Source organism: Polyangium spumosum (assembly GCF_009649845.1).
Lineage (GTDB): Bacteria > Myxococcota_A > Polyangia > Polyangiales > Polyangiaceae > Polyangium > Polyangium spumosum.
In genome coordinates, this window is the sequence record NZ_WJIE01000002.1 from 984,959 (window position 1) to 1,003,829 (window position 18,871).

The 18,871-nt window shown below is 70.4% G+C and carries 19 protein-coding genes; 6 read left to right on the forward strand and 13 right to left on the reverse strand.

Going from position 1 to position 18,871, the window contains the following annotated elements; all coding sequences use genetic code 11:
- Positions 1 to 29: 29 nt before the first annotated feature.
- A complete protein-coding gene (gene speD / locus GF068_RS09950) occupies positions 30 to 392 on the reverse strand; it encodes an S-adenosylmethionine decarboxylase (RefSeq protein ID WP_153819070.1) in 363 nt (120 codons plus the stop codon).
- Between the two features lie 109 nt (positions 393 to 501).
- A complete protein-coding gene (locus GF068_RS09955; RefSeq protein ID WP_153819071.1) occupies positions 502 to 1,209 on the reverse strand; it encodes a hypothetical protein in 708 nt (235 codons plus the stop codon).
- Between the two features lie 224 nt (positions 1,210 to 1,433).
- Here GF068_RS09955 and GF068_RS09960 point away from each other — a divergent pair, with 224 nt between their 5' ends.
- Positions 1,434 to 2,201: a glucose 1-dehydrogenase gene (locus GF068_RS09960; protein ID WP_153819072.1), complete on the forward strand. Its 768-nt coding sequence runs from the start codon at positions 1,434 to 1,436 to the stop codon at positions 2,199 to 2,201.
- Positions 2,202 to 2,211: 10 nt separating this feature from the next.
- The gene (locus GF068_RS09965; protein WP_153819073.1) at positions 2,212 to 2,676 is read left to right on the forward strand and encodes a PaaI family thioesterase; all 465 of its coding nucleotides are present in this window, start codon (positions 2,212 to 2,214) and stop codon (positions 2,674 to 2,676) included.
- Here GF068_RS09965 and GF068_RS09970 read toward each other — a convergent pair.
- Positions 2,609 to 5,110, reverse strand: coding sequence for a hybrid sensor histidine kinase/response regulator (locus GF068_RS09970; RefSeq protein ID WP_153819074.1), 2,502 nt, complete (start codon positions 5,108 to 5,110; stop codon positions 2,609 to 2,611). The two genes, GF068_RS09965 and GF068_RS09970, sit on opposite strands and share 68 nt — an antisense overlap.
- A 207-nt stretch (positions 5,111 to 5,317) precedes the next feature.
- Between GF068_RS09970 and GF068_RS09975 the strand changes: the two genes are divergently transcribed.
- The gene (locus GF068_RS09975; protein WP_153819075.1) at positions 5,318 to 5,587 is read left to right on the forward strand and encodes a MoaD/ThiS family protein; all 270 of its coding nucleotides are present in this window, start codon (positions 5,318 to 5,320) and stop codon (positions 5,585 to 5,587) included.
- Positions 5,588 to 5,594: 7 nt separating this feature from the next.
- A complete protein-coding gene (locus GF068_RS46965) occupies positions 5,595 to 6,713 on the forward strand; it encodes a WD40/YVTN/BNR-like repeat-containing protein (protein ID WP_153819076.1) in 1,119 nt (372 codons plus the stop codon).
- A gap of 16 nt (positions 6,714 to 6,729) precedes the next feature.
- On the opposite strand, the gene GF068_RS09985 is transcribed toward GF068_RS46965, so the two are convergent.
- On the reverse strand, positions 6,730 to 7,167 hold the full coding sequence (locus GF068_RS09985; protein WP_153819077.1) for a hypothetical protein: 438 nt from the start codon (positions 7,165 to 7,167) through the stop codon (positions 6,730 to 6,732).
- A 63-nt stretch (positions 7,168 to 7,230) separates the two neighbouring features.
- Entirely contained in the window at positions 7,231 to 10,164 is a 2,934-nt protein-coding gene (locus tag GF068_RS09990) for a 2-oxoglutarate dehydrogenase E1 component (RefSeq protein ID WP_153819078.1), read from the reverse strand.
- A 207-nt stretch (positions 10,165 to 10,371) separates the two neighbouring features.
- On the opposite strand from GF068_RS09990, the gene GF068_RS09995 reads away from it, so the two are divergent.
- Positions 10,372 to 11,982 carry a glucose-6-phosphate isomerase gene (locus tag GF068_RS09995; RefSeq protein WP_153819079.1) on the forward strand — a complete coding sequence of 537 codons (1,611 nt, stop codon included), beginning with the start codon at positions 10,372 to 10,374 and terminating at the stop codon, positions 11,980 to 11,982.
- A 1-nt stretch (position 11,983) separates the two neighbouring features.
- Here the strand turns inward: GF068_RS09995 and GF068_RS10000 are convergent, their stop codons facing one another.
- The 7 genes from GF068_RS10000 to GF068_RS10025 all read right to left on the reverse strand — a co-directional run bounded on the left by GF068_RS10000 (position 11,984) and on the right by GF068_RS10025 (position 16,640).
- Complete coding sequence (locus GF068_RS10000; RefSeq protein ID WP_153819080.1) at positions 11,984 to 12,781, reverse strand: hypothetical protein; 798 nt, start codon at positions 12,779 to 12,781, stop codon at positions 11,984 to 11,986.
- Positions 12,782 to 12,813: 32 nt separating this feature from the next.
- A complete protein-coding gene (locus tag GF068_RS44195; RefSeq protein ID WP_206079429.1) occupies positions 12,814 to 13,392 on the reverse strand; it encodes a hypothetical protein in 579 nt (192 codons plus the stop codon).
- Positions 13,389 to 14,180 (reverse strand): hypothetical protein, encoded by a 792-nt coding sequence (locus GF068_RS10010; protein ID WP_153819081.1) that lies wholly within the window; start codon positions 14,178 to 14,180, stop codon positions 13,389 to 13,391. The genes GF068_RS44195 and GF068_RS10010 overlap by 4 nt, the downstream gene beginning before the upstream one ends.
- A gap of 72 nt (positions 14,181 to 14,252) precedes the next feature.
- A complete protein-coding gene (locus GF068_RS10015; protein WP_153819082.1) occupies positions 14,253 to 15,494 on the reverse strand; it encodes a S41 family peptidase in 1,242 nt (413 codons plus the stop codon).
- Positions 15,495 to 15,601: 107 nt separating this feature from the next.
- A complete protein-coding gene (locus GF068_RS43440) occupies positions 15,602 to 15,754 on the reverse strand; it encodes a hypothetical protein (protein WP_170319385.1) in 153 nt (50 codons plus the stop codon).
- A 59-nt stretch (positions 15,755 to 15,813) separates the two neighbouring features.
- Positions 15,814 to 16,134 (reverse strand): hypothetical protein, encoded by a 321-nt coding sequence (locus GF068_RS10020; protein WP_206079430.1) that lies wholly within the window; start codon positions 16,132 to 16,134, stop codon positions 15,814 to 15,816.
- On the reverse strand, positions 16,131 to 16,640 hold the full coding sequence (locus tag GF068_RS10025; protein ID WP_153819083.1) for a hypothetical protein: 510 nt from the start codon (positions 16,638 to 16,640) through the stop codon (positions 16,131 to 16,133). The genes GF068_RS10020 and GF068_RS10025 overlap by 4 nt, the downstream gene beginning before the upstream one ends.
- A 50-nt stretch (positions 16,641 to 16,690) precedes the next feature.
- Between GF068_RS10025 and GF068_RS10030 the strand changes: the two genes are divergently transcribed.
- Positions 16,691 to 18,322: a Ppx/GppA phosphatase family protein gene (locus GF068_RS10030; protein WP_153819084.1), complete on the forward strand. Its 1,632-nt coding sequence runs from the start codon at positions 16,691 to 16,693 to the stop codon at positions 18,320 to 18,322.
- A 46-nt stretch (positions 18,323 to 18,368) separates the two neighbouring features.
- Here GF068_RS10030 and GF068_RS10035 read toward each other — a convergent pair whose 3' ends face one another.
- Positions 18,369 to 18,839, reverse strand: a complete 471-nt coding sequence (locus GF068_RS10035) for a helix-turn-helix domain-containing protein (RefSeq protein ID WP_170319386.1) — start codon at positions 18,837 to 18,839, stop codon at positions 18,369 to 18,371.
- Between the last annotated feature and the right edge of the window lie 32 nt (positions 18,840 to 18,871).

Below are 18,871 nucleotides of genomic sequence, written 5' to 3' on the forward strand. Positions count from 1 at the left end.
CGGCCTGAAAGGCGACCGCAAGAGCCGCGTCACCGCGCGATGCTGCGATTCACGCCCGCGTCGAGCAGCCGTTCGTCGAGCAAGACCACGCGGCCAGGGACGTGCCTCCGGATCGCGTCGAAGGCGCGATGCACGCTCTCCTGCGTGCTGCACGAGGCGACGTCGAGGAAGAGGCGGCCCTCCTCGGGCCAGGTGTGCAGCGCGATGTGGCTCTCGCCGACGACGGCACACGCGGTGACGCCCTGCGGCGAGAAGGGCACGACGAGCGTGCCGAGGCCCGTGAAGGGGCCCGCGGCGACAGCAGCGTCGAGCGCGGCGCGTAACGCGTCCGGGCTGTCGAGGATGTCGCGGGGGCAGTCCTCCAGGATCACGAGCAGCACGAAGAGCTTCATCAGCAGCCGGGCACATAACCCCACGCGAGGCGCCTGGCCAGCCACGAATGAAAACGAGGGGGCAGGCGCCCGGCCCGCCCCCTCACACGCGTGGTCACGCGTGCTGGCTTTACCGCTTGGCGATGATCGCCACCGGGCGGGCGCGCTCGCCGCCCACGTCGAAGCGCCCCGCGACGCCCGCGAAGACGAAGGCGTTGAGGCGCGGCGCGTCGACGGTCTGCGTCGAGACGCGGCCCTCGGGGTTGCGCCAGAGGAACATGCTGAGGTCGCCGCCGATCGTCGGCGCGAGCGCGACACTCTCGCTCACGCGGATGTCGATGCCGACCTTGGCCTTGGCGAGCTGGAAGCCGTGGATGAACATGTCGTTCGCCTGGCCGGAGGGCATGTCCCACATCATGCGGTAACCGGCGCCGACCGAGACCCACGGGTCGAGGCGCCCGTAAGGGTTCGTGTGGAAGACGCCGTCGATGCCGGCCGTCGCGCCGCGGATCTCGGCGCCGCCGGTGAGGTTTTGCATGTTGTAACTGCCGCTGATGCCGACCGAGGAGTACGGATTGGCGCGGTAGTGGAGGCCGAGGCCCGCCCCGAGGCCGGCGGGGCCGAGGCGCGTCGGGTCGGTGCCCTCGGTCGCGGGCACGGCCGGGCCGAAGCCCTGGTTGTAACCCGTGTCGACCTGGATCTCGAAGGCCTTCTGCGGTGCGCCGATCCCCTCCGGCTCCATCTCGGCCTCGCGAACCACCGTTTGCGCCGAGGCCGTGCCGGCGCTCGCCGCGGCGAGCGCAAACGTCGCGACCGCGATTCCCATCGTTCGTGTCATGGATTCATTCCCCCTGGCTTTGGGCGCTGGAATCGAGCGCCGCCCGCGCGAGGGGTGGAGCAGCACACGTGCCAGGCGTTTGCGGGCAGCATGTTCCCGGCGAAACGAGCGAGGCCCGCCGCGCGTCACGGGCGAGCAGGCGCCGAGTGCACACGCGTCGAGGCCGCCCGGCAAAACGTCGCTTGGCAAGCCGCCGGCATTTCGCGAGGATGCCGCGCAACGAGATGACGAGCTGGATCAATGTCGAGGGCAAGGTCGCCATCGTGACCGGAGGCAGCCGAGGGATCGGCGAGTCGATCGCAAAAGCGCTCGGGCAGAGCGGGGCGAAGGTGGTGATCGCGTCGAGGAAGAAGGAGGGGCTCGACGCGGCCGCCTTGCGGCTGCGCAAGGAGGGCGTGACCGCGGAGGGGTTCCCCTGCCACACGGGCAAGCCGGACGACGTGGCGAGGCTGTTCCAGCAGACGATCGCGGCGTTCGGGAAGGTGGACGTGCTCGTCAACAACGCGGCGACGAACCCACATTTCGGGCCACTCGTGACGGCGGACGACGCGGCGTTCGACAAGACGATCGAGGTCAACCTGAAGGGGTATTTCTACACGTCGCGTGAGCTCGTCCGGCACCTCGTGGACCGGGGCGCGCCGGGCGCGATCGTGAACGTGACGAGCGTCGCGGGGATCACGGGGGCGCCGCTGCAAGGCGTCTACGGGATGACGAAGGCGGCGGTCGTGTCGATGACGCAGACGATGGCGGTCGAGCTCGGCGGGAGCGGGATCCGCGTGAACGCGATCGCGCCGGGGCTCGTGGACACGCGGTTCGCGTCGGCGATCGTGCAGAACAAGGACCTCGTGGACCGGGTCGTGGGGCGGACGCCGCTCGGCCGCTACGGGCAGCCGGACGAGATCGCCGGCGCGGCGCTGTACCTGGCCTCCGACGCGGCGTCGTTCCTGACGGGGCAGACGATCGTGGTGGATGGCGGCATGACCATCGCGTGAGGAGGAGACGATGAACGAGCTGAGCTTGCAGGACCGCTACGCGCCGCACAGCGAATGCTTCGGCTGCGGGCCGGCGAACGAGAAGGGGCTGCGGATCAAGAGCCACGTCGAAGGAGACGCGGTCGTGGCCACGTTCGTCCCCGCGCCGCACCACCAGGCCTTCCCCGGCATGCTCAACGGCGGGATCATCGGCGCGCTACTCGATTGCCATTCGAACTGGACCGCGGCGCATCACCTGATGGAGCGCGGCGGCCTCGACAGACCCCCGTGCACGGTGACGGCCGATTTCCACGTGCGGCTGAAGCGCCCGACGCCGCTCGGAAAGCCCGTGCGCCTCGTGGCGCGCGTGGCCGACGTGGCCGAGGATCGATGCGTGATCGAGGCGACGCTCGAGGCCGAAGGGAAGATCACGGCGACGTGTCGCGGCACGTTCGTCGCGGTGAAAGAGGGGCACCCGGCGTATCACCGGTGGTAGCCGCGACCGTGCGGAGGATCCGCGTGAGCTCGTCGAAGAGGCGATGCGGCTCGACAGGCTTGCTGACGTGACCATCAAAGCCCGCGCGTAACGCACGCGCTCGGTCGGCGTCCCGCGTGAAGGCCGTGACGGCGACGACCGGGAGCGACGCGGCGCGCGGGTCGCCGCGCAGGGCGCGGACCAGGTGAAACCCGTCCTCACCAGGCAAACCGAGCTCGCTCAGCACCATCGTCGGCCAGCCGGACCGGATCACGCAGAGCGCCTCGGCGGCGCTCGAGGCCACGCGTGTCTCGGCGCCCTCCTCGACGAGCAGGCGCGAGAGGACCTCGGACGCGTCCGCCTCGTCGTCGACCACGAGCACGTGTTGCCCCGCGAGCAACGGAGGCGCGGCACGCTCGTCGGGCGGCGCCGCGCTCTCCTCGGTGAGCGGCAGCTCCACCGTGAACGTCGCGCCGCAGCCGATGCCCTCGCTCTCGGCCCGCACCGAGCCGCCGTGGAGGACGACGAGGTCCTTGACGATCGAGAGGCCGAGGCCGAGCCCGCCTTGCCGCCGCGGAGAGGACGTGTCGGCCTGGCGGAACCGCTCGAAGACGTGCGGCAACATGTCGGGGCGGATGCCGAGGCCGCCGTCGCGCACGGTGAGCGTGACGCAGCCGCCGTCGCGCCCGCGCGCGAGCGAGATTTCGACGAGGCCGCCGGGGGCGCTGAACTTGATGGCGTTGCTGAGGAGGTTGCACACGATCTGCTGCAAGCGCGCCGGGTCGCCGCGCACGTTCACCGCGTCGAGGTCGTCCGCGCGCGCGAGGCGCACGTGCCCCTCGTCCGCTTGCGGGCGCATGGTCTCGAGGGCCACGTCGACGAGGCGGGAGAGGTCGCAGGGGCTCGCGTCGAGCTTCATCTTGCCGACGCGGATGCGCTCCATGTCGAGCATGTCGCCCATGAGGCGGCCGAGCAGGCCAGCGTTGCGCTGGATGACGTCGAGCGCCTTGTCCGCGCGCTCGGGCGAGAGCTCGCCGCGGCGCAGGAGCTCGGACCAGCCGAGGATCGCGTTGAGCGGCGCGCGCAGCTCGTGCGAGACGATGGCGAGGAAGTCGTCCTTGAGGCGGTTCGCTCGCTCGGCGTCACGCCGCGCGGCCCGCTCGCCGTCGAGCAAGGCGTCACGCTCCTCTTCGAGGCGCTTGCGCTCGGTGACGTCGATCAGCGCGCCGTAGAGCGCCGCTGGTTTGCCGTCGCCGTCGCGGCGCACGCGCGCCATGAGCTCGATCCAGCGCACCTCCGTGCCGCCACGAAGGATGCGGAACTGCGAGCGGCAGGTGTCCTCGCATTCGAAGGCGCAGCGCGTCACGCGGTTGACCTCGGGGCGATCGTCGGGGTGCACGCACGAGAGGAGCAGGCGGCGCTGGAAGACGGCGTCGGCCGGCAGGCCGAGCAGCTCGCGGGTCGTGGGCGAGCAGCAGGCCTGGCGCTCTTGCAGGTCGAAGGAGAAGGTGCCGACGCCGCCGGCCTCGGTGGCGAGGCGGAGGTGCTCTTCGCTCTCGCGCAGGGCTTGTTGCGCGGCCTTGAAGTCGTGCACGTCGGCGGCGGCGCCGAACCACTTGAGGATGGCGCCCCGCGCGTCGCGGATCGGCCGGGCCCGCCCGCAGAACCAGCGGTAGGCGCCGTCCTTGCCGCGCAGGCGGTACTCGACGGCGACGGGCTCGCCCTCGGGGCCGTCGGCCTCGGCCCACTGGGCCTTGACCGCGGGGATGTCGTCGGGGTGGACCCACGACATCCAGGCGGCGTCGTCCGCGCCGGGGCGCATGCCCGTGTACTCGTACATGCGCCGGTTCATGTACTCGCCGCGGCCGTCGGGCAGCGCCGTGAAGAGGATCTCGGGCACGGTGTCGGCCATGACGCGGAAGCGCTCTTCGCTCTCGCAGAGGGCCTGCTCGGCGCGCTTGCGAGCGTCGATGCTGATGACGCAGCCGATGAGGCGGACGGGCGTGCCGCTGTCGTCGAGGACCATGCGGGCGTGGTCCCAGACCCAGAGCCAGCGGCCGTCGCGGTGGCGGATGCGGTACTCCGCGTCGAGCACGGGCCGGTTCACGTTGCGGAGCGTCGTGCGGCCGGAGAAGCGGGCGAGGTCCTCGGGGTGGATGCGGCTGCGCCACCAGGCCTCGGTGCTGGGGATCTCCTCGGGCCAGAAGCCGAGCACGTCGCAGAGGCCGCCCGAGCGCCAGACCTGGTTCGTGGCGAAATCCCAGTCGTAGACGACGCCGCGGATGGCCTCGGTGGCCAGGCGGAAGCGCTCCTCGCTCTCGCGGAGGACGGCCACCGCCTCGCCGCTCTCCCCCCACGAGCAATCCCCGCGTTCGGCCGGGTACAACCCCGAGTCGTGTTTGCCTGGCTCGCGCCTCTCCCGATCGCCGGCGGGGTCTCGCGGGGGGTTTCCCATGCTGCGATGTTCCAACGGCTCGGCGTCAAAAAGCAATCACACGTAAGTAGTATCTCAAGGGACGGAATGGTCTCGGTAGACGACACGGGCGGCCACCTGCGGGCCGCAAGTCGGGGGTGCCCCGAGCGGGGTGGCAGAATTTTCCCTGGAGAGGCGCAACCTCGCCTTGACAAACCCGCTCCTCGTCCGCGAGGCTCGGGTGCACGCATGCCGCGCGTCACGTTCACCCAGCATATCGCGAGGCACGTCCCCTGCCCCGCGCGCGACGTCGAAGGGCGCACCGTCCGCGAGGCGCTCGACGTGTACTTCGCCGCGGAGCCCGCCGTGCGGGCGTATGTCCTCGACGAGCAGGGCGTCGTCCGAAAGCATGTGGTGATCTTCGTCGACGGCCATCAGACGACCGATCGAACGGGCCTCGGGGACGAGGTCGGCGCAGGATCGGTGATTTACGTGATGCAGGCCCTTTCCGGGGGTTAGAGGGACCATGTCGAGCAGGTTGTACGTGGCGACGCGAAAAGGGCTGTTCCGTCTCGATCGAAGGCAAGCAGGCTGGACGATCGGCGAGGTCTCGTTCCTCGGCGACCACGTCTCGATGGTGCTGCCGGATCGACGCGACGGGGCGCTCTACGCAGCGCTCGCGCTGGGGCATTTCGGGGTGAAGCTCCGGCGCTCGACGGACGCCGGCGGGACATGGGAGGAGATGCCGGCGCCGGCCTACCCTCCGCTGCCGGAAGGGGCAGAGCCGGAGAAGACGCCCGACGGTCGGGAATGGCCGCAGCGCGTGGAGGTCCTGTGGAGCCTGGAGGCGGGCCGCGACGATCAGCCGGGGCACCTGTGGTGCGGGACGATCCCGGGCGGCTTGTTCAAGTCGACGGACGGAGGGCAATCGTGGGAGCTCAATCGTGGGCTCTGGGATCACCCGAGCCGCAAGGGCTGGTTCGGCGGCGGCTACGACTGGCCAGGGATTCACTCGATCGTGGTGGATGAGGCCGGGGTGATGGTGGCCATCTCCAGCGGGGGCGTGTGGCGCTCGACGGACGAGGGCGCGACGTGGGAGACACGCACGAAGGGCATGTACGCCGAATACATGCCACCCGAGCGCCGGGACGATCCGTCGATCCAGGACCCGCACCGCCTCGTGAGCTGCGCGGCGCAGCCGGACGCGCTCTGGGTACAGCACCACAACGGGCTCTTCCGCTCCACGGACAGGGGCAAGACGTGGCAGGAGGTGACGTCGGTGAAGCCGAGCAAGTTCGGCTTCGCGATGGCGGTCCACCCGAAGGATCCGAAGACGGCGTGGGTGGTGCCGGCGAAGAAGGACGAGCAGCGGATCCCGGTCGACGGGAAGGTGGTGGTGGCGCGGACGCGCGACGGCGGGGAGAGCTTCACGGTGCTCGAGAGAGGTTTGCCCCAGGCGAACGCGTTTGATCTGACGTACCGCCACGGGCTCGACGTGGACGGGACGGGCGACGTGCTGGCGTTCGGGACGACGACGGGATCGCTCTGGATCAGCGAGGACGGCGGGGATTCATGGCAGGTGATCTCGAATCACCTGCCGCCGGTGTATGCGGTGCGGTTCGCCGAGGGGAAGGCGGACGCCTGACGCAGGCAGCGGGCCGTCAGGGGACGTAGTTCCACCCGCACGTGCCGCTCTTGCAGACAAACCCATTCGCGTTCGGACAATCGCAGGTGCTCACGAGGCCCGGGTCGCATTCGAGATCCTGGCCTCGCTGGAGCAGCTCGTAGAAGCGCGTGGTGTCCGCGTCGAGGCGCGCGACGAGGTTGCGCGTGCAGCCGCAGCTCGTGCCCTTCAGGTCCTGGCCACACTCGGCGTCGGAGGTGCAGCTCATGATGGCTTGCCGCTCCTTCGCGAGCTCCGCGTCGAGCTCGGCGCACGTCGTGATCTCGAGGGCGACACCGCCGCTGCTGCCCGCGCCCGTGCTCGTGCTCGTGCCGGTGGCGCCGTCGGACGGCGATCCTCCTCCGCTCACCTGCGACGAGCATCCGAGGAGGGAAACGACGAGGAGCGCAGAAATTCCAGAGAGGACACGAACCATGAACAACCTCCATGCACACGTGGGGTGCACACGGAGGTTACCATGGGTCGTGGAGCGAAGCCGTCAGGCGAAGGCTTCGTCCATGAGGCGCTTCTGCTCCAGGTTGTGGCTCGCCTTCGAGCCGGTCGCGGGGCTCGCGCTCGGCTGGCGGCCCACGACGGAGAGCGGGAAACGTCCGCCGAAGAACTGGGGAAGGACGGCGTTGATGTAGTACCAGGAGCCGTAGTTGACGGGCTCTTCCTGGACCCACACGAGCTTCGTGCCTTCCTTGTAGTTCGCGAGCGCGTCGGTGAGCTCGTGGTTCAGCGGGAAGAGCTGCTCGAGGCGCACGATGGCCACGTCGTCGAGCCCGCGCTGCTCCCGGGTCACGGCGAGGTCGTAGTAGATCTTGCCCGAGCAGAGCAGGATCTTTTTGACCTTCGACGGATCGACCACGTCGTCGCCGATCACGCGATGGAACCTGCCGTTCGCGAGGTCGTCGATCGTCGAGACGGGGCGCGGGCCCTTGGCCGTGGTGGCGACACGCAGGAGGCTCTTCGGCGTGGCGATGATGAGCGGCTTGCGCCACGGGCGAAGGACCTGGCGGCGCAGCGCGTGGAAGAGCTGCGCGGGCGTCGTCAGGTTGCAGACCTGGATGTTGTCCTCGGCGCTGTTCTGGAGGAAGCGCTCCATACGCGCGCTCGAGTGCTCCGGGCCCTGCCCCTCGTAGCCGTGCGGCAGGAAGAGGACGAGGCCCGAGAGCCTGTGCCACTTGTCCTCGCTCGACGTGATGAACTGGTCGACGATGACCTGCGCGCCGTTGAGGAAGTCGCCGAACTGCGCCTCCCAGATGACGAGCGCGTCGGGGTAGTCGAGCGCGTAGCCGAACTCGAAGCCGAGCACGCCCGCCTCGCTGAGGGGGCTGTTGTGGATGTCGAGGCGCGCCGGCGGCTCGGCGACACGCGAGAGCGGGGCGAAGCTCGCGCCCGTCTCGATGTCGACGACGACCGCGTGGCGATGGCTGAACGTCCCGCGGCGCACGTCCTGGCCCGAGATGCGCACGGGCGTCTTCTCGGAGAGGAGCGTGGCGTACGCGAGCATCTCGCCCGTGCCCCAGTCGAAGGGCTCGCCCTTCACGAGGCGATCGTGGCGCGCCTTCAAGATCGGCATGACCTTCGGGTGCACCTTGAAATCACCCGGCAGCTCGAGCAGGCGGCGCGAGAGGTCGATGAGCTTCTCGGCGGGGACGCCCGTCGGCACCTCGGGCGTGTCGGCGTCGCGGCCGCCGCGGTAGCTCTTCCACACGCCGGCCATCGCATAGGTGACCGGCGCGAAGCCCTTCTGCTTGACCTCCTGGAGCTCCATGTTGAGCGCCTCGCGGCGCTTCAGGAGGATCTCCTCGGCCTTCTCCTCGCTGACCTGGCCCATCTCGACCAGGCGCTTGACGTACATCTGCCGGACCGTCGGCTTCTTGTCGATGACGGCGTACATCCGCGGCTGCGTGTAGCGCGGCTCGTCGCCCTCGTTGTGGCCGTAGCGGCGGTAGCAGTACATGTCGATCACGACATCCATGCCGAAGCGCTGGCGCCACTCGATCGCGAGCAACGCGACCTGCGCGACGGCCTCGGGATCCTCGCCGTTCACGTGGAAGACGGGGACCTTGAGCATGCGCGTGATGTCGGACGCGTAACGCGTGGAGCGCGACTCGCTCGGGTTCGTCGTGAAGCCGACCTGGTTGTTCACGATCACGTGGATCGTGCCGCCGGTCTTGTAGCCCTCGAGGCCCGTCATGTTGAGCGTCTCGGAGACGATGCCCTGGCCGATGAACGCGGCGTCGCCGTGGATGAGCAAGGGCATGACCTTGCGCGCCGCTTCGTCGGGGAGGCGGACGCTGAGGCGATCCTGCTTGGCGCGCGTGCGGCCCTCGACCACGGGGTTCACGAACTCGAGGTGGCTCGGGTTGAACGTGAGCGTGAGGTGGACCTTGTGGCCCGACTCCGTGATGCGATCGTTGGAGTAACCGAGGTGGTACTTCACGTCGCCCCCGCCGACGTACCGCTGGGGGTCGTTGTCCTCGAAGTGCGCGAAGATCTCGCGCGTGCTCTTCTCGAGGATGTTGGCGAGCACGTTGAGGCGGCCGCGATGGGCCATGCCGAGGACGATCTCTTCGACGCCCTCGGCGCCGGCGCGCTCGATGAGCAGGTCGAGCAGCGGGATGAGCGCCTCGCCGCCTTCGAGCGAGAAGCGCTTCGTGCCAGCCTCGTAGCTGCGATGGATGAACTGCTCGAAGATCTCGGCGTCGGAGAGCTTCGTGAGGATGCGGAGCTGCTTGTCGCGGCTGAGCTCGAGGCGGTTCTTCGTCGCCTCCATGCGCCGCTGCAGCCAGATGCGCTGGACCGGATCCTCGATGTGCGTGAACTCGACGCCGATCGATCGGCAGTAGGTCTCCTCGAGGCGGTTGCAGACCTCGCGCAACGTGGAGATCGCCGGCAGGCCGGCGAGATCGACCGTGGGGAAGGGCTGGTCGAGGTCCGCCTCGCTGAGGTCGAAGTTGTCGAGCTCGAGCTCCGGCGGCGCGGGCGGCGGCAGGCCGAGCGGATCGATGTGCGCGAACTGATGGCCACGCACGCGGTACGCGTTGACGAGCTGGTAGACACGCGCGCGGGTCGCCGCGGTCGACATCATCTGCTGCTCGGAGGAGATGAAATCGAAGCCCGGCACGCGCGGCGGCGGCGGCGGCGGCGACGAGCGGCGCTTGCGCGTGGGCTCCTGCGTGAACAGGCTCGCCTGCGCGGGCGCAGGGCCGCCGTTCGTGAAGCGCGGCGGCTCGGCCAGCGGCGCCGTCACGGGCGGAGCGGCCAGCGCGGGCGCTCGATACACCGCCGCGGTCGCCTGCGAAGGGCCGCGTTGTTTGTCGAAGAAGGCCCGCCAGCTCGGGTCGACCTTCTCCGGGTTCTCCTGGTACTGGGCGTAGAGCTCTTCGACGAACCCTGCGTTGATGCCGAAATCAAGCTGCATGGGTGGCATTGGGGCGGCAGGGAAATAACGCGGGATCGGTGCCGCCGCCAGCGCAGTTTTTTCGGTTCTCGGCGCCATGGAAAGCCGAGAGACCAGACGCCGAGCGGGCGCCCGGGCCCACGTCTTTGCTACAACCACGCGAAGACCAAGTGGGGACGGCCGGGAAAGAGCCCGGCCAGGCGCCACGGACGGGGATGGGACGAGACGATGAACGACGGGCTCGATCGGTTTCGCGCGCACCTGTTTCACGACGAGGGCCTCGGCTTCTGGCTGGACACGAGCCGGATCCTCTGGCCCGAAGGTTTCCTCGACGCGCTCGAGCCGCGCCTCCAGGCGGCGTACGAGGCGATGGCCGCGCTCGAGCGCGGCGCCGTCGCGAACGCCGACGAGAACCGCATGGTGGGGCACTACTGGCTGCGCGCGCCGGAGCTCGCGCCGGATCCCGCGATCCGCGACGCGATCACGAGCACGCTCGGGCGCGCGCTCACGTTCGTCGAGGACGTGCACGCCGCGCGGATCCGCCCCGAGCGAGCGAGCCGCTTTCGTGATGTGCTCCTGATCGGCATCGGGGGCTCGGCGCTCGGGCCTCAGCTCGTGTCCGCGGCGCTCGGTTCGCCCGCGGATCGCATGCGCGTCTGGTTCTTCGACAACACCGATCCCGACGGATTCGATCGCACCCTCGCCGCGATCGGCGACGCACTCCCGAGCACGCTCGTGGTCGTCATCTCGAAGTCGGGCGGCACGAAGGAGACGCGCAACGGGATGCTCGAAGCCGAGGCGGCGTACACGCGGCTCGGGCTCGATTTCGCGAAACACGCGGTGGTGGTGACGGGCGAGGGCAGCGCGCTCGACGCGCACGCCATCACGCGCGGCTTCCTCGATCGTTTCCCGATGTGGGACTGGGTCGGCGGTCGGACGAGCGAGCTCAGCGCGGTGGGGCTCTTGCCCGCGGCGCTGCAAGGGCTCGACGTGGAGGACATGTTGCGCGGCGCGCGCGTGATGGATGAGGTGACGCGATCACGCGTGACGAAGAAGAACCCCGCGGCCCTGCTCGCGGCGGCGTGGCTCGCGGCGACGGGAGGCGCGGGCAAGAAGGACATGGTGCTCCTGCCGTACAAGGACAGGCTCGAGCTCTTCAGCCGTTACGCGCAGCAGCTCGTGATGGAGTCGCTCGGCAAGCGGCTCGATCGACGCGGGCGCGAGGTCTGGCAGGGGATCAGCGTCTACGGCAACAAGGGCTCGACGGATCAACACGCGTACGTGCAGCAGCTACGCGACGGGGTCGACAACTTCTTCGTGACGTTCATCGAGGTGCTGCTCGATCGCGCCCCGCGGCGCGGCGACGTGATGGTCGAGCCGGACACGACGTCGGGTGATTACCTCTCGGGGTTCCTGCAAGGCACGCGGCGCGCGCTCGACGAGCGAGGGCGCGCGTCGATCACGATCACGCTGGAGGCGCTCGACGCGGCGTCGCTCGGCGCGCTCATCGCGCTCTACGAGCGGGCCGTGGGGATCTACGCGGAGCTCGTGGACATCAACGCCTACCACCAGCCGGGCGTGGAGGCGGGGAAGAAGGCGGCGCAAGCGGTGATCGAGCTCGAGCATCGCGTGCTCGGCGCGCTCCGCGCGAAGGCCGGTACGGCGCTGTCGCTCGCGGAGGTCGCGGAGGCCGCGGGCAACGACGATCCGGAGACGGTGTTCTGGATCCTGCGGCATCTGTCGGCGAACCCGCGTCGCGCCGTGCTGCGCGTGCGCAACCAGGGGGACGAGGCGGGATCGCCGCTCGACTGGACCTGGATGATGGCCCGAGCGACCTGAATCAGAAGTGGAGGCGCACGGCGGCGGAGCTGCCGCCCACGAGCAGCTCCGGCCTGCCGGGCAGCGCCTGCGCGCGCTCGAGGTACTTCTCGGGCACGAGGAGGGCCGCGGCGATCATCGCGGCGCCGGTCATCTGCGTGAAGCCGTTGAGGAGCATGAAGAACGAGAAGAGGTCCTCATCGGAGCTGCGCGGGTTCGGGAATTCCTGGGTGCGCGCGTTGTCGACGCCGAGCGTGATGAAGGGGCCGAAGACGGGGACGAGCAGCGGGCCGAACGTCTCGGAGTCGCGGTCGTTGTCGTCGAAGGCGAAGGCGCCGCCGACGAGCGCGGAGAGGCCGTAGGGCACGGCGAAGGTGACGATGCCGCCGATGAGGAGGCTGCGCGAAGGCCGCGTCTTGAGCTCGTAGCCCGGCAGGAGGATGTCGCCTTCTTCGTAATCGATACGGCGAGGCAAGACGGGCAGGCCCTTGTCGTCGGCCGGGGCCCAGAGGGGCGGGGACATCGGGTCGCTGCCCCAGGTCTCGCCACTGAGCTTCGGCTTGCGCTTCGGGGGCTTCGGCTGCTCCTCGGTCGTGGTCGTCGGTGGTGGAGGCGGCGGCAGGGGCAACGCGTCCGTGGACGGAGGAGGCGGCGGCGGCGTCGCGTCCGTCGCCGCGGGAGGCGGCGGCGGCGCGGGAGGCGCAGCGGGCGCAGGCTGGGCGCTCGCGGGGAGCGTGGTGGCGAGGCCGAGCGAGAGCGCGACGAGCGGCAGGAGGCGCCTCGCGGAGGCCGGGATCGACGTGCGCTTGCGGTTGTCCATCGGCGGAGTCCCTTTCATCGTCGATCCACGGCTCAGAACTGCCACCGGAGCGCCGCGGTCCGCGGGCCGACCAGGACCTCGGGGCGCGGATCGAAGGCGAGCGACGGGGTGCGCGTGACGAACTTCTCGTCGGCGAGCATGCCCGCCACGAAGAGCGCGGCGCCCGTGAGCTGGCCGAGGCCATCGAGCGCGAGCATGAAGGCGCCGGCTTCCTCGGCGTCGGAGGTGCCGATCGCCACGAAGGGGCCGATGACGGGGATGAAGAGCGGCGTGTACCAGCCACCCCTCGCGCCCTCGGCCCCCACGAAGCTGCCCGCGAAGAGGACCGACATCCCGTAGAGCGGCGCGAACGTCGCGATACCCGCGGTCGCCATCTTGTAACGGGGGCGGGTCTCGATGGTGTAACCGAACGGGACCGGATCCCCTTCCTTGTACGGCAAACGCGAGGGCCCGAAGATCGGCGGCGGCGGATAGGCGCCCGGCGGCGGATAACCCGGCGGCGGCTGCATCGCGCCCGGCGGCGGAGGCGCGCCTTGCGCGAGGGAGATATTTGCAGCACCAAGGATCACGAGCGTCACGCTCGAAAAGAGGATCGTTCGTCGCGTCGTCACATCGTCCCCACGAGGCCCAGGCCGCCGCCATGCGGCCCGAATCGGAGCGGCATCACGGTCACGGAGCCGAACTCGTTCGTACGGACGAGGCGCTTCTCCTGGGCGACGAGGCCGGCGATGAGCATCGCGATGCCGCCGGATTGGGCCAGGCCGTCGAGCGCGAGCCAGAAGGTCCCCGCGCCCTCGGAGTCGAGGGTGCCCATCGCGATGAAGGGCCCGAGGGCCGGGATGTAGAGCGGCCAGGTCCCCGCGTTCCTGTCGACGCTGCTGCCGATCGAGGCGATCATGGCCGAGAAGAACCAGGGGACCCCGAAGGTCACGGCGCCGCCGATGACGAGGCCCTTGCGGATGCGGCTCTCGAGGCGGTACCCAGGCCGGATGGGATCTCCCTCCTCGTACGGGAGCGTCGCGGGGAGCTCGGCGCCGGGCGGGCCATATCCGTAGCTATTCGGCCCATACCCAGGCGGCGGGTACCCCGGCGGCGGATACCCTTGCGGATATCCGGGCGGCGGGGCGTACCCGGGCGGCGGATACCCCGGCGGCGGATACCCTTGCGGATATCCCTGCGGATACCCGGGCGGAGGCAGCGGCGCGACCTGCGGAGGCGCAGGCTCGTACCCCGGCGGCGGCGGAGGAGGAGGCGGAGGCGCCTGTGTGTCCGGAGAAGCGGGCGGCGGAGGCGCGGGCGCCTGCGCCGCCGCGAGCTGCGAAACGACGCCTACAGCGACGAAGAGCGCCGCCGCGAGCGCACGAGGAGCCCCCTTCGTTGTGTCCGTTGCTCTCCGCATGAGGTGCCTCCGCTGTCGCGCGTGGTCCTGCCCGACGCGCAAAAACGGAGAATACGTGAGGTACCCCGGAGGTCAACGCGGCTTTTTCAGGGACGGGCCACGCGCGCGGGCCGCCGCCCACGCGGACGCAGGCGCGGACGAGGCGACACGCGCCGCCGCGACGAGCGCGTCGGGCCTCGTGACATCGAGCTCGAGATCGGGGACGAAGCCACGCGTCTCGTCGAAGTCGCCGAGCGGATCGACGACGGCGCGCGTGCCGAGCGTGACGGTGAGGCGCGAGCGCGGGAGCAGGAACGACGCGACCTCGCCGACCGCCATGCTGCCACGCGTGCGCTCGCCGGCGACGAGCAGCCCCGGCACTTGCCGCGCCAGCGCGACGAACATCTCGCACGCCGAAGCGCAGCCGCGATCGACGAGGACCACGCCCCGGCCCGCGAGCGGCCTCGGCGCCGCGCCACGAAGGATCTCGCCCTCGCGGACGATCTCCACGCGCGACGGGCCGCGCGCGAGAACATCCTCGGCGAGGCGCTCGAGGAGCGTGATGTGCTCGAGGAACATCCGCCGCGCGGCGGGCGGAACGTCGCCACGCGCGAGGCGCTTCCTCGCGGCGTTCACGCGCCCGAGGGCCGCGGTCACGGACTGGACCTCCCGCGTCTCGAGCGCGCGGATCGGCCCGTGCGCGAGCGCGAGCAGGAAACGCTCGGCGAAGGTGTAGTTGCCGCCGCGGTTGCCGCGCAGATCCACGACGAAGGCGCGCGCCTCGCGGAGACGTTCGGCGAGGCGAGGCAAGGTGGCGAGCGCCGCGGCCGCCGCCGTCTCGAAGGTGCGGACGACGAGGACGGGGACGTCTCCTTCGACGAGCTCGACCGGCGGCGCGTCGCTCCTCGGCGACGAAGGCGGCGCCGGGAGCGCTTCGAGGCGCAGCGGACGCGCGCCGCCGTGACCAAAGGCGAGGTGCCCGTCGTCGGCGCGGAGCAGGTCGCGCAAGAGCGTCGCGAGCTCGCGGGGCGAGAGGCGCGCGCGGCTACGGATCACACGGCGCGCCTCGTCGATCTGCGCGACGGGCGGCAGGGGCGCGTGGCCTTCGGGCGCGGCGTACGCGTCTGCGAAGACGCGCAGCACGAAGTCGAGATCCTCCTCGGCGAGCGCCGCGGAGACCTCACGCGGCTCGACGTCGAAGTCGCTCGGGCTCGCGACGAGCGCGGAGAAGGTGGGAGAGAGGCCCGACGAAGCGCGCGGGACCTGCTCTCCTGCGGCGCACCCGGCGAGGGTGAGCCCGAGGGCGAGGAGGCCTCCGTGAAGCAAGGCGCGCATCGATCGCGAGGGTGCAACGACGAGCTTCCTCGTTGCAACGGCCTCGCGACGATGTGGTGGGGATGAAGACGAGAAGGGAGCGTAATACTTGCGGGAAGAGCGCTCGATCAGGCCTGCGTGGCGAGGCCCTTGTACGCCTCTGCCCACTTCCTCCACTGCTTCAGGCGCTTACCGGGCTTGCGGTTGTGGGCCTTGGCGCGGGACTCTTTGCTGGCGATCTTCTCGATCAGGTGCTGGTGCTGGCGGCTGGGACGGTGCATGGCCGCGATGCTGGTCCAAGCGCGCGGTCTTCGCAAGTCCGTCGAGAGGGGGCCCGCGATCAGCCGCCCCGGCTGCCCTTCTCGCCCTCGTCCGGCGGGGGGTTTGGGGGCGCAGCTCGGCTTGTCCGAGCGTAGCCCCCATCGTCCGGACCGAGACGGCCGTAGGTGTGAATGCCGCCGATGAGCAGCAAGAGCGCGAGGAGCGTCAGGACCATGCCCAGGTCGATGAGGCTCGTATCGTTCGGGGCGCTCGGGCGCAGGCCCACGAGGCCGAGACCCACGAGCAGCGCCGTGCTCGCCACGAGGAGCGCGCGGCGAGGACCGGCGGCGCGCGCGGATTCGTCCGTCACCAGGGTGGAGATCTTGTCGCCGAGGCTCACTTGAACTTCTTCGTCTTCGCGTACGTGATGAAGTCGCGCACGTCGCGGGTCAGCGTGCGCTCGGCGGTGATCGTCGTCAGCTCGTGCGACTCGCCGGCGAGGTCGTCGTAACGGTAGTTCGTCTGGTAGAGCAGCACGATGCGGACCTCGCCGTCGGGGCCGACGCGCTCGAGGCGGAGCTTCTCGTCGGGCCCGTTCGGCGGCTTGATCGCGTCGCCGAGCTTGTCCGCGTCGTCGTCGGAGATGTACGCGATGCCGAACTCGTGGCCGTCGACGCTCACGTCGACGCGCAAGGCCTTGCCGTTGCGCATCTCGACCTCGCGGGCAGGCGCGGGCTTCTCGCCTTCCTGGGCGACGGCGCGGCGGATGACCTCGAGCGCGCGGCGCTCGTCGAGGCTCCTCGTGGGGTTCGGCGCGCGGACCGGCTCGGGTGCGCATCCGAGGGCGACGGCGCCGAGGGCGGCGGTCGCGACGAGCGGCAAGATGGTTCGCAAGACGGTAGCCATGAGCGCCATGAGAGTAGCCAACCCGTCCGCGCTCCGCTACTTCTCCCGCCATGGCTCGCCTCGCGGCGATCGACATCGGCTCCAACGCCATCCGGCTGCGCGTGGTTGACGTGGACCCGCCGCTCCTCACGGAAGAGGGCCCACGATTTTACCCCTTCCGAGACGTGCTCGTCGACCGCGCGCCGGTGCGGCTCGGGCACGACGTCTTCACCAAAGGACGCCTCGAGAACGGCGTCATCGGCGCGGCGTGTGAGGCGCTGAAGCGGTTCCGCGCGGCGATGGACGCGGCGAAGGTCGAGCGCTACCGGGCCGTCGCCACGAGCGCCGCGCGCGAGGCGCAGAACGGTGACCTCTTCGTCGAGCGCGCCGAGCGCGAGAGCCGCGTGCACGTGGAGATCATCGAGGGCGTCGAGGAGGCGCGCCTCGTGCAGCTCGCCGTCGTCGAGCGTATCCCCATGGGGCCGCGGCGCTCCTTGCTCGTGGACATCGGCGGCGGCTCGACCGAGCTCACGCTGCTCGAAGGCCGGGTCCCCGTCTTCTCGCGCTCCTTGCCCGTCGGGACCGTCCGGCTGCTCGAGGCCTTCCTCGAGGGGCGCGGGCCGATCGACGCGAGCCACCGCAAGCTGCTCGAAGAGTACGTCGACCGCGTCTGCGCCGACGCGTTCCGCGAGATCGAGGAGGCCTCCGACGGGCCCGTCGACGTCGTCATCGGCACGGGCGGCAACATCGAGACCCTCGCCGACCTCTGCCCGATGCCCATCGCCTTCCCCGAGGGGCGCGCGATCGAGGTGCGCGCGATGCGCAAGTTGCTCGACGACCTCTCCGCGAAGAGCGTGGACGAGCGCGTGTTCGCGTATGGCTTGCGGCCCGATCGAGCGGACACGATCGTACCCGCGGCGACCGTGCTCTGCCGTGTAGCCGAGGCCTTCGGGCGGGCGTCGATCACGGCGCCGGGCGTCGGGCTGAAGGAGGGCGTGCTCGTCGACCTCGCGCGCCAGCACTTCGTGCCGCGTGATTTCGGCATCGAGGCGACGGCCGTGAGTGAGGCGTGCCTCCGGCTCGGGCGCAGGTACCACTTCGACGAGGCGCACGGCATGCTCGTGGCGCGCTTCGCGACGCGCCTCTTCGACGAGCTCGCGACGCGCCACCGGATGAGCCCGCGCGACCGCATCCTCCTCCACGCGGCGGCGCTCCTGCACGACGTCGGCGACTTCGTGCGGTACGAGGGCCACCACAAGCACAGCTACTACCTCATCGTGCACGGCGACCTGATGGGCCTTTCGCCTTCGGAGCGCGAGATCGTGGCGAACGTGGCGCGTTACCACCGCAAGAGCCCGCCGCAGCTCGACCACGAGAATTTCCGCACGCTCTCGCGCGAGGATCGGGCCAAGGTGAAGGCGATGGCGGCGATCCTCCGGGTCGCGGACGCGCTCGATCGGGAGCATCGGGCCAAGGTCGCGGGGGTCAGCGGGCGCATCGAGGGCGACACGCTGGTGCTCGAGCTCTCGGGCACGGAGGATCGGTCCCTCGAGGAGTGGACCGTCGGCGCGAAGTGCGGGATGTTGAAGGACGCGCTCGGGCTCGACGTTCGGATCGTGGACGCGGCGACGGGCGCGTCGCGCACGCCGACGACGGTGCCGCCTCCCTCGCGGAAGACGCCGATTCCGACGCCGCGTAGTTGACGCCTTCGCGGCGCCTCTCCGAAACGGGTGTTACGGGAAGAACCCCTCAGCGCTTGCGGCGGGTTTTCGCGGCCGGCGCCGGGGCGGGCGCGGCGGGCGCGGCGGCGGCCTTCGTCGAGGCCTTCGCGGGCGCGGCCTTTGTTGCGGCGTTTTTCGCGGGCGTGGCCGTTTTCGGGGCGCGGCCGTTGGGCCCGAAGACCAGCTTGCGCAGGGCGGCGGCGGCTTTGTCCGTATCGCCGCCTTCGCTCGAGCGCATGTGCTCGACCACGGCGGCGAGCGGCTCTTCCTCGGGGAACATGAGGAGCACGAACGGCGGGACGCCGAGCGCCTTTGCCGCGGAGACCACGGTGCCGACCGTGATCAGGACGAGGCCGCGCTCCACGCTCGACATGTGCCCCTTGGACAGACCACTCTCGTCGGCGAGGGCCGCGAGCGACATGCCGCGCTCCTGGCGCAGATCACGGATTCGGGCCCCCACCTTGGCGGCGACGGGCTCGGGAGTCGGGCGACGGGGCATGGTTTTTCCACCTCGAGCGTGCGTCCCCGGCG

What these genes read in the sequence shown, in the direction of transcription:
- GF068_RS10025 (WP_153819083.1), bottom strand. Translation starts at nt 16,640, where the DNA reads ATGGCTACCGTCTTGCGAACCATCTTGCCGCTCGTCGCGACCGCCGCC.
- GF068_RS09975 (WP_153819075.1), top strand. Translation starts at nt 5,318, where the DNA reads ATGCCGCGCGTCACGTTCACCCAGCATATCGCGAGGCACGTCCCCTGC.
- GF068_RS10035 (WP_170319386.1), bottom strand. Translation starts at nt 18,839, where the DNA reads ATGCCCCGTCGCCCGACTCCCGAGCCCGTCGCCGCCAAGGTGGGGGCC.
- GF068_RS09960 (WP_153819072.1), top strand. Translation starts at nt 1,434, where the DNA reads ATGACGAGCTGGATCAATGTCGAGGGCAAGGTCGCCATCGTGACCGGA.
- GF068_RS09965 (WP_153819073.1), top strand. Translation starts at nt 2,212, where the DNA reads ATGAACGAGCTGAGCTTGCAGGACCGCTACGCGCCGCACAGCGAATGC.
- GF068_RS10000 (WP_153819080.1), bottom strand. Translation starts at nt 12,781, where the DNA reads ATGGACAACCGCAAGCGCACGTCGATCCCGGCCTCCGCGAGGCGCCTC.
- GF068_RS46965 (WP_153819076.1), top strand. Translation starts at nt 5,595, where the DNA reads ATGTCGAGCAGGTTGTACGTGGCGACGCGAAAAGGGCTGTTCCGTCTC.
- GF068_RS09955 (WP_153819071.1), bottom strand. Translation starts at nt 1,209, where the DNA reads ATGACACGAACGATGGGAATCGCGGTCGCGACGTTTGCGCTCGCCGCG.
- GF068_RS43440 (WP_170319385.1), bottom strand. Translation starts at nt 15,754, where the DNA reads ATGCACCGTCCCAGCCGCCAGCACCAGCACCTGATCGAGAAGATCGCC.
- GF068_RS10015 (WP_153819082.1), bottom strand. Translation starts at nt 15,494, where the DNA reads ATGCGCGCCTTGCTTCACGGAGGCCTCCTCGCCCTCGGGCTCACCCTC.
- GF068_RS09985 (WP_153819077.1), bottom strand. Translation starts at nt 7,167, where the DNA reads ATGGTTCGTGTCCTCTCTGGAATTTCTGCGCTCCTCGTCGTTTCCCTC.
- GF068_RS09995 (WP_153819079.1), top strand. Translation starts at nt 10,372, where the DNA reads ATGAACGACGGGCTCGATCGGTTTCGCGCGCACCTGTTTCACGACGAG.
- speD (WP_153819070.1), bottom strand. Translation starts at nt 392, where the DNA reads ATGAAGCTCTTCGTGCTGCTCGTGATCCTGGAGGACTGCCCCCGCGAC.
- GF068_RS09990 (WP_153819078.1), bottom strand. Translation starts at nt 10,164, where the DNA reads ATGCAGCTTGATTTCGGCATCAACGCAGGGTTCGTCGAAGAGCTCTAC.
- GF068_RS10010 (WP_153819081.1), bottom strand. Translation starts at nt 14,180, where the DNA reads ATGCGGAGAGCAACGGACACAACGAAGGGGGCTCCTCGTGCGCTCGCG.
- GF068_RS10030 (WP_153819084.1), top strand. Translation starts at nt 16,691, where the DNA reads ATGGCTCGCCTCGCGGCGATCGACATCGGCTCCAACGCCATCCGGCTG.
- GF068_RS09970 (WP_153819074.1), bottom strand. Translation starts at nt 5,110, where the DNA reads ATGGGAAACCCCCCGCGAGACCCCGCCGGCGATCGGGAGAGGCGCGAG.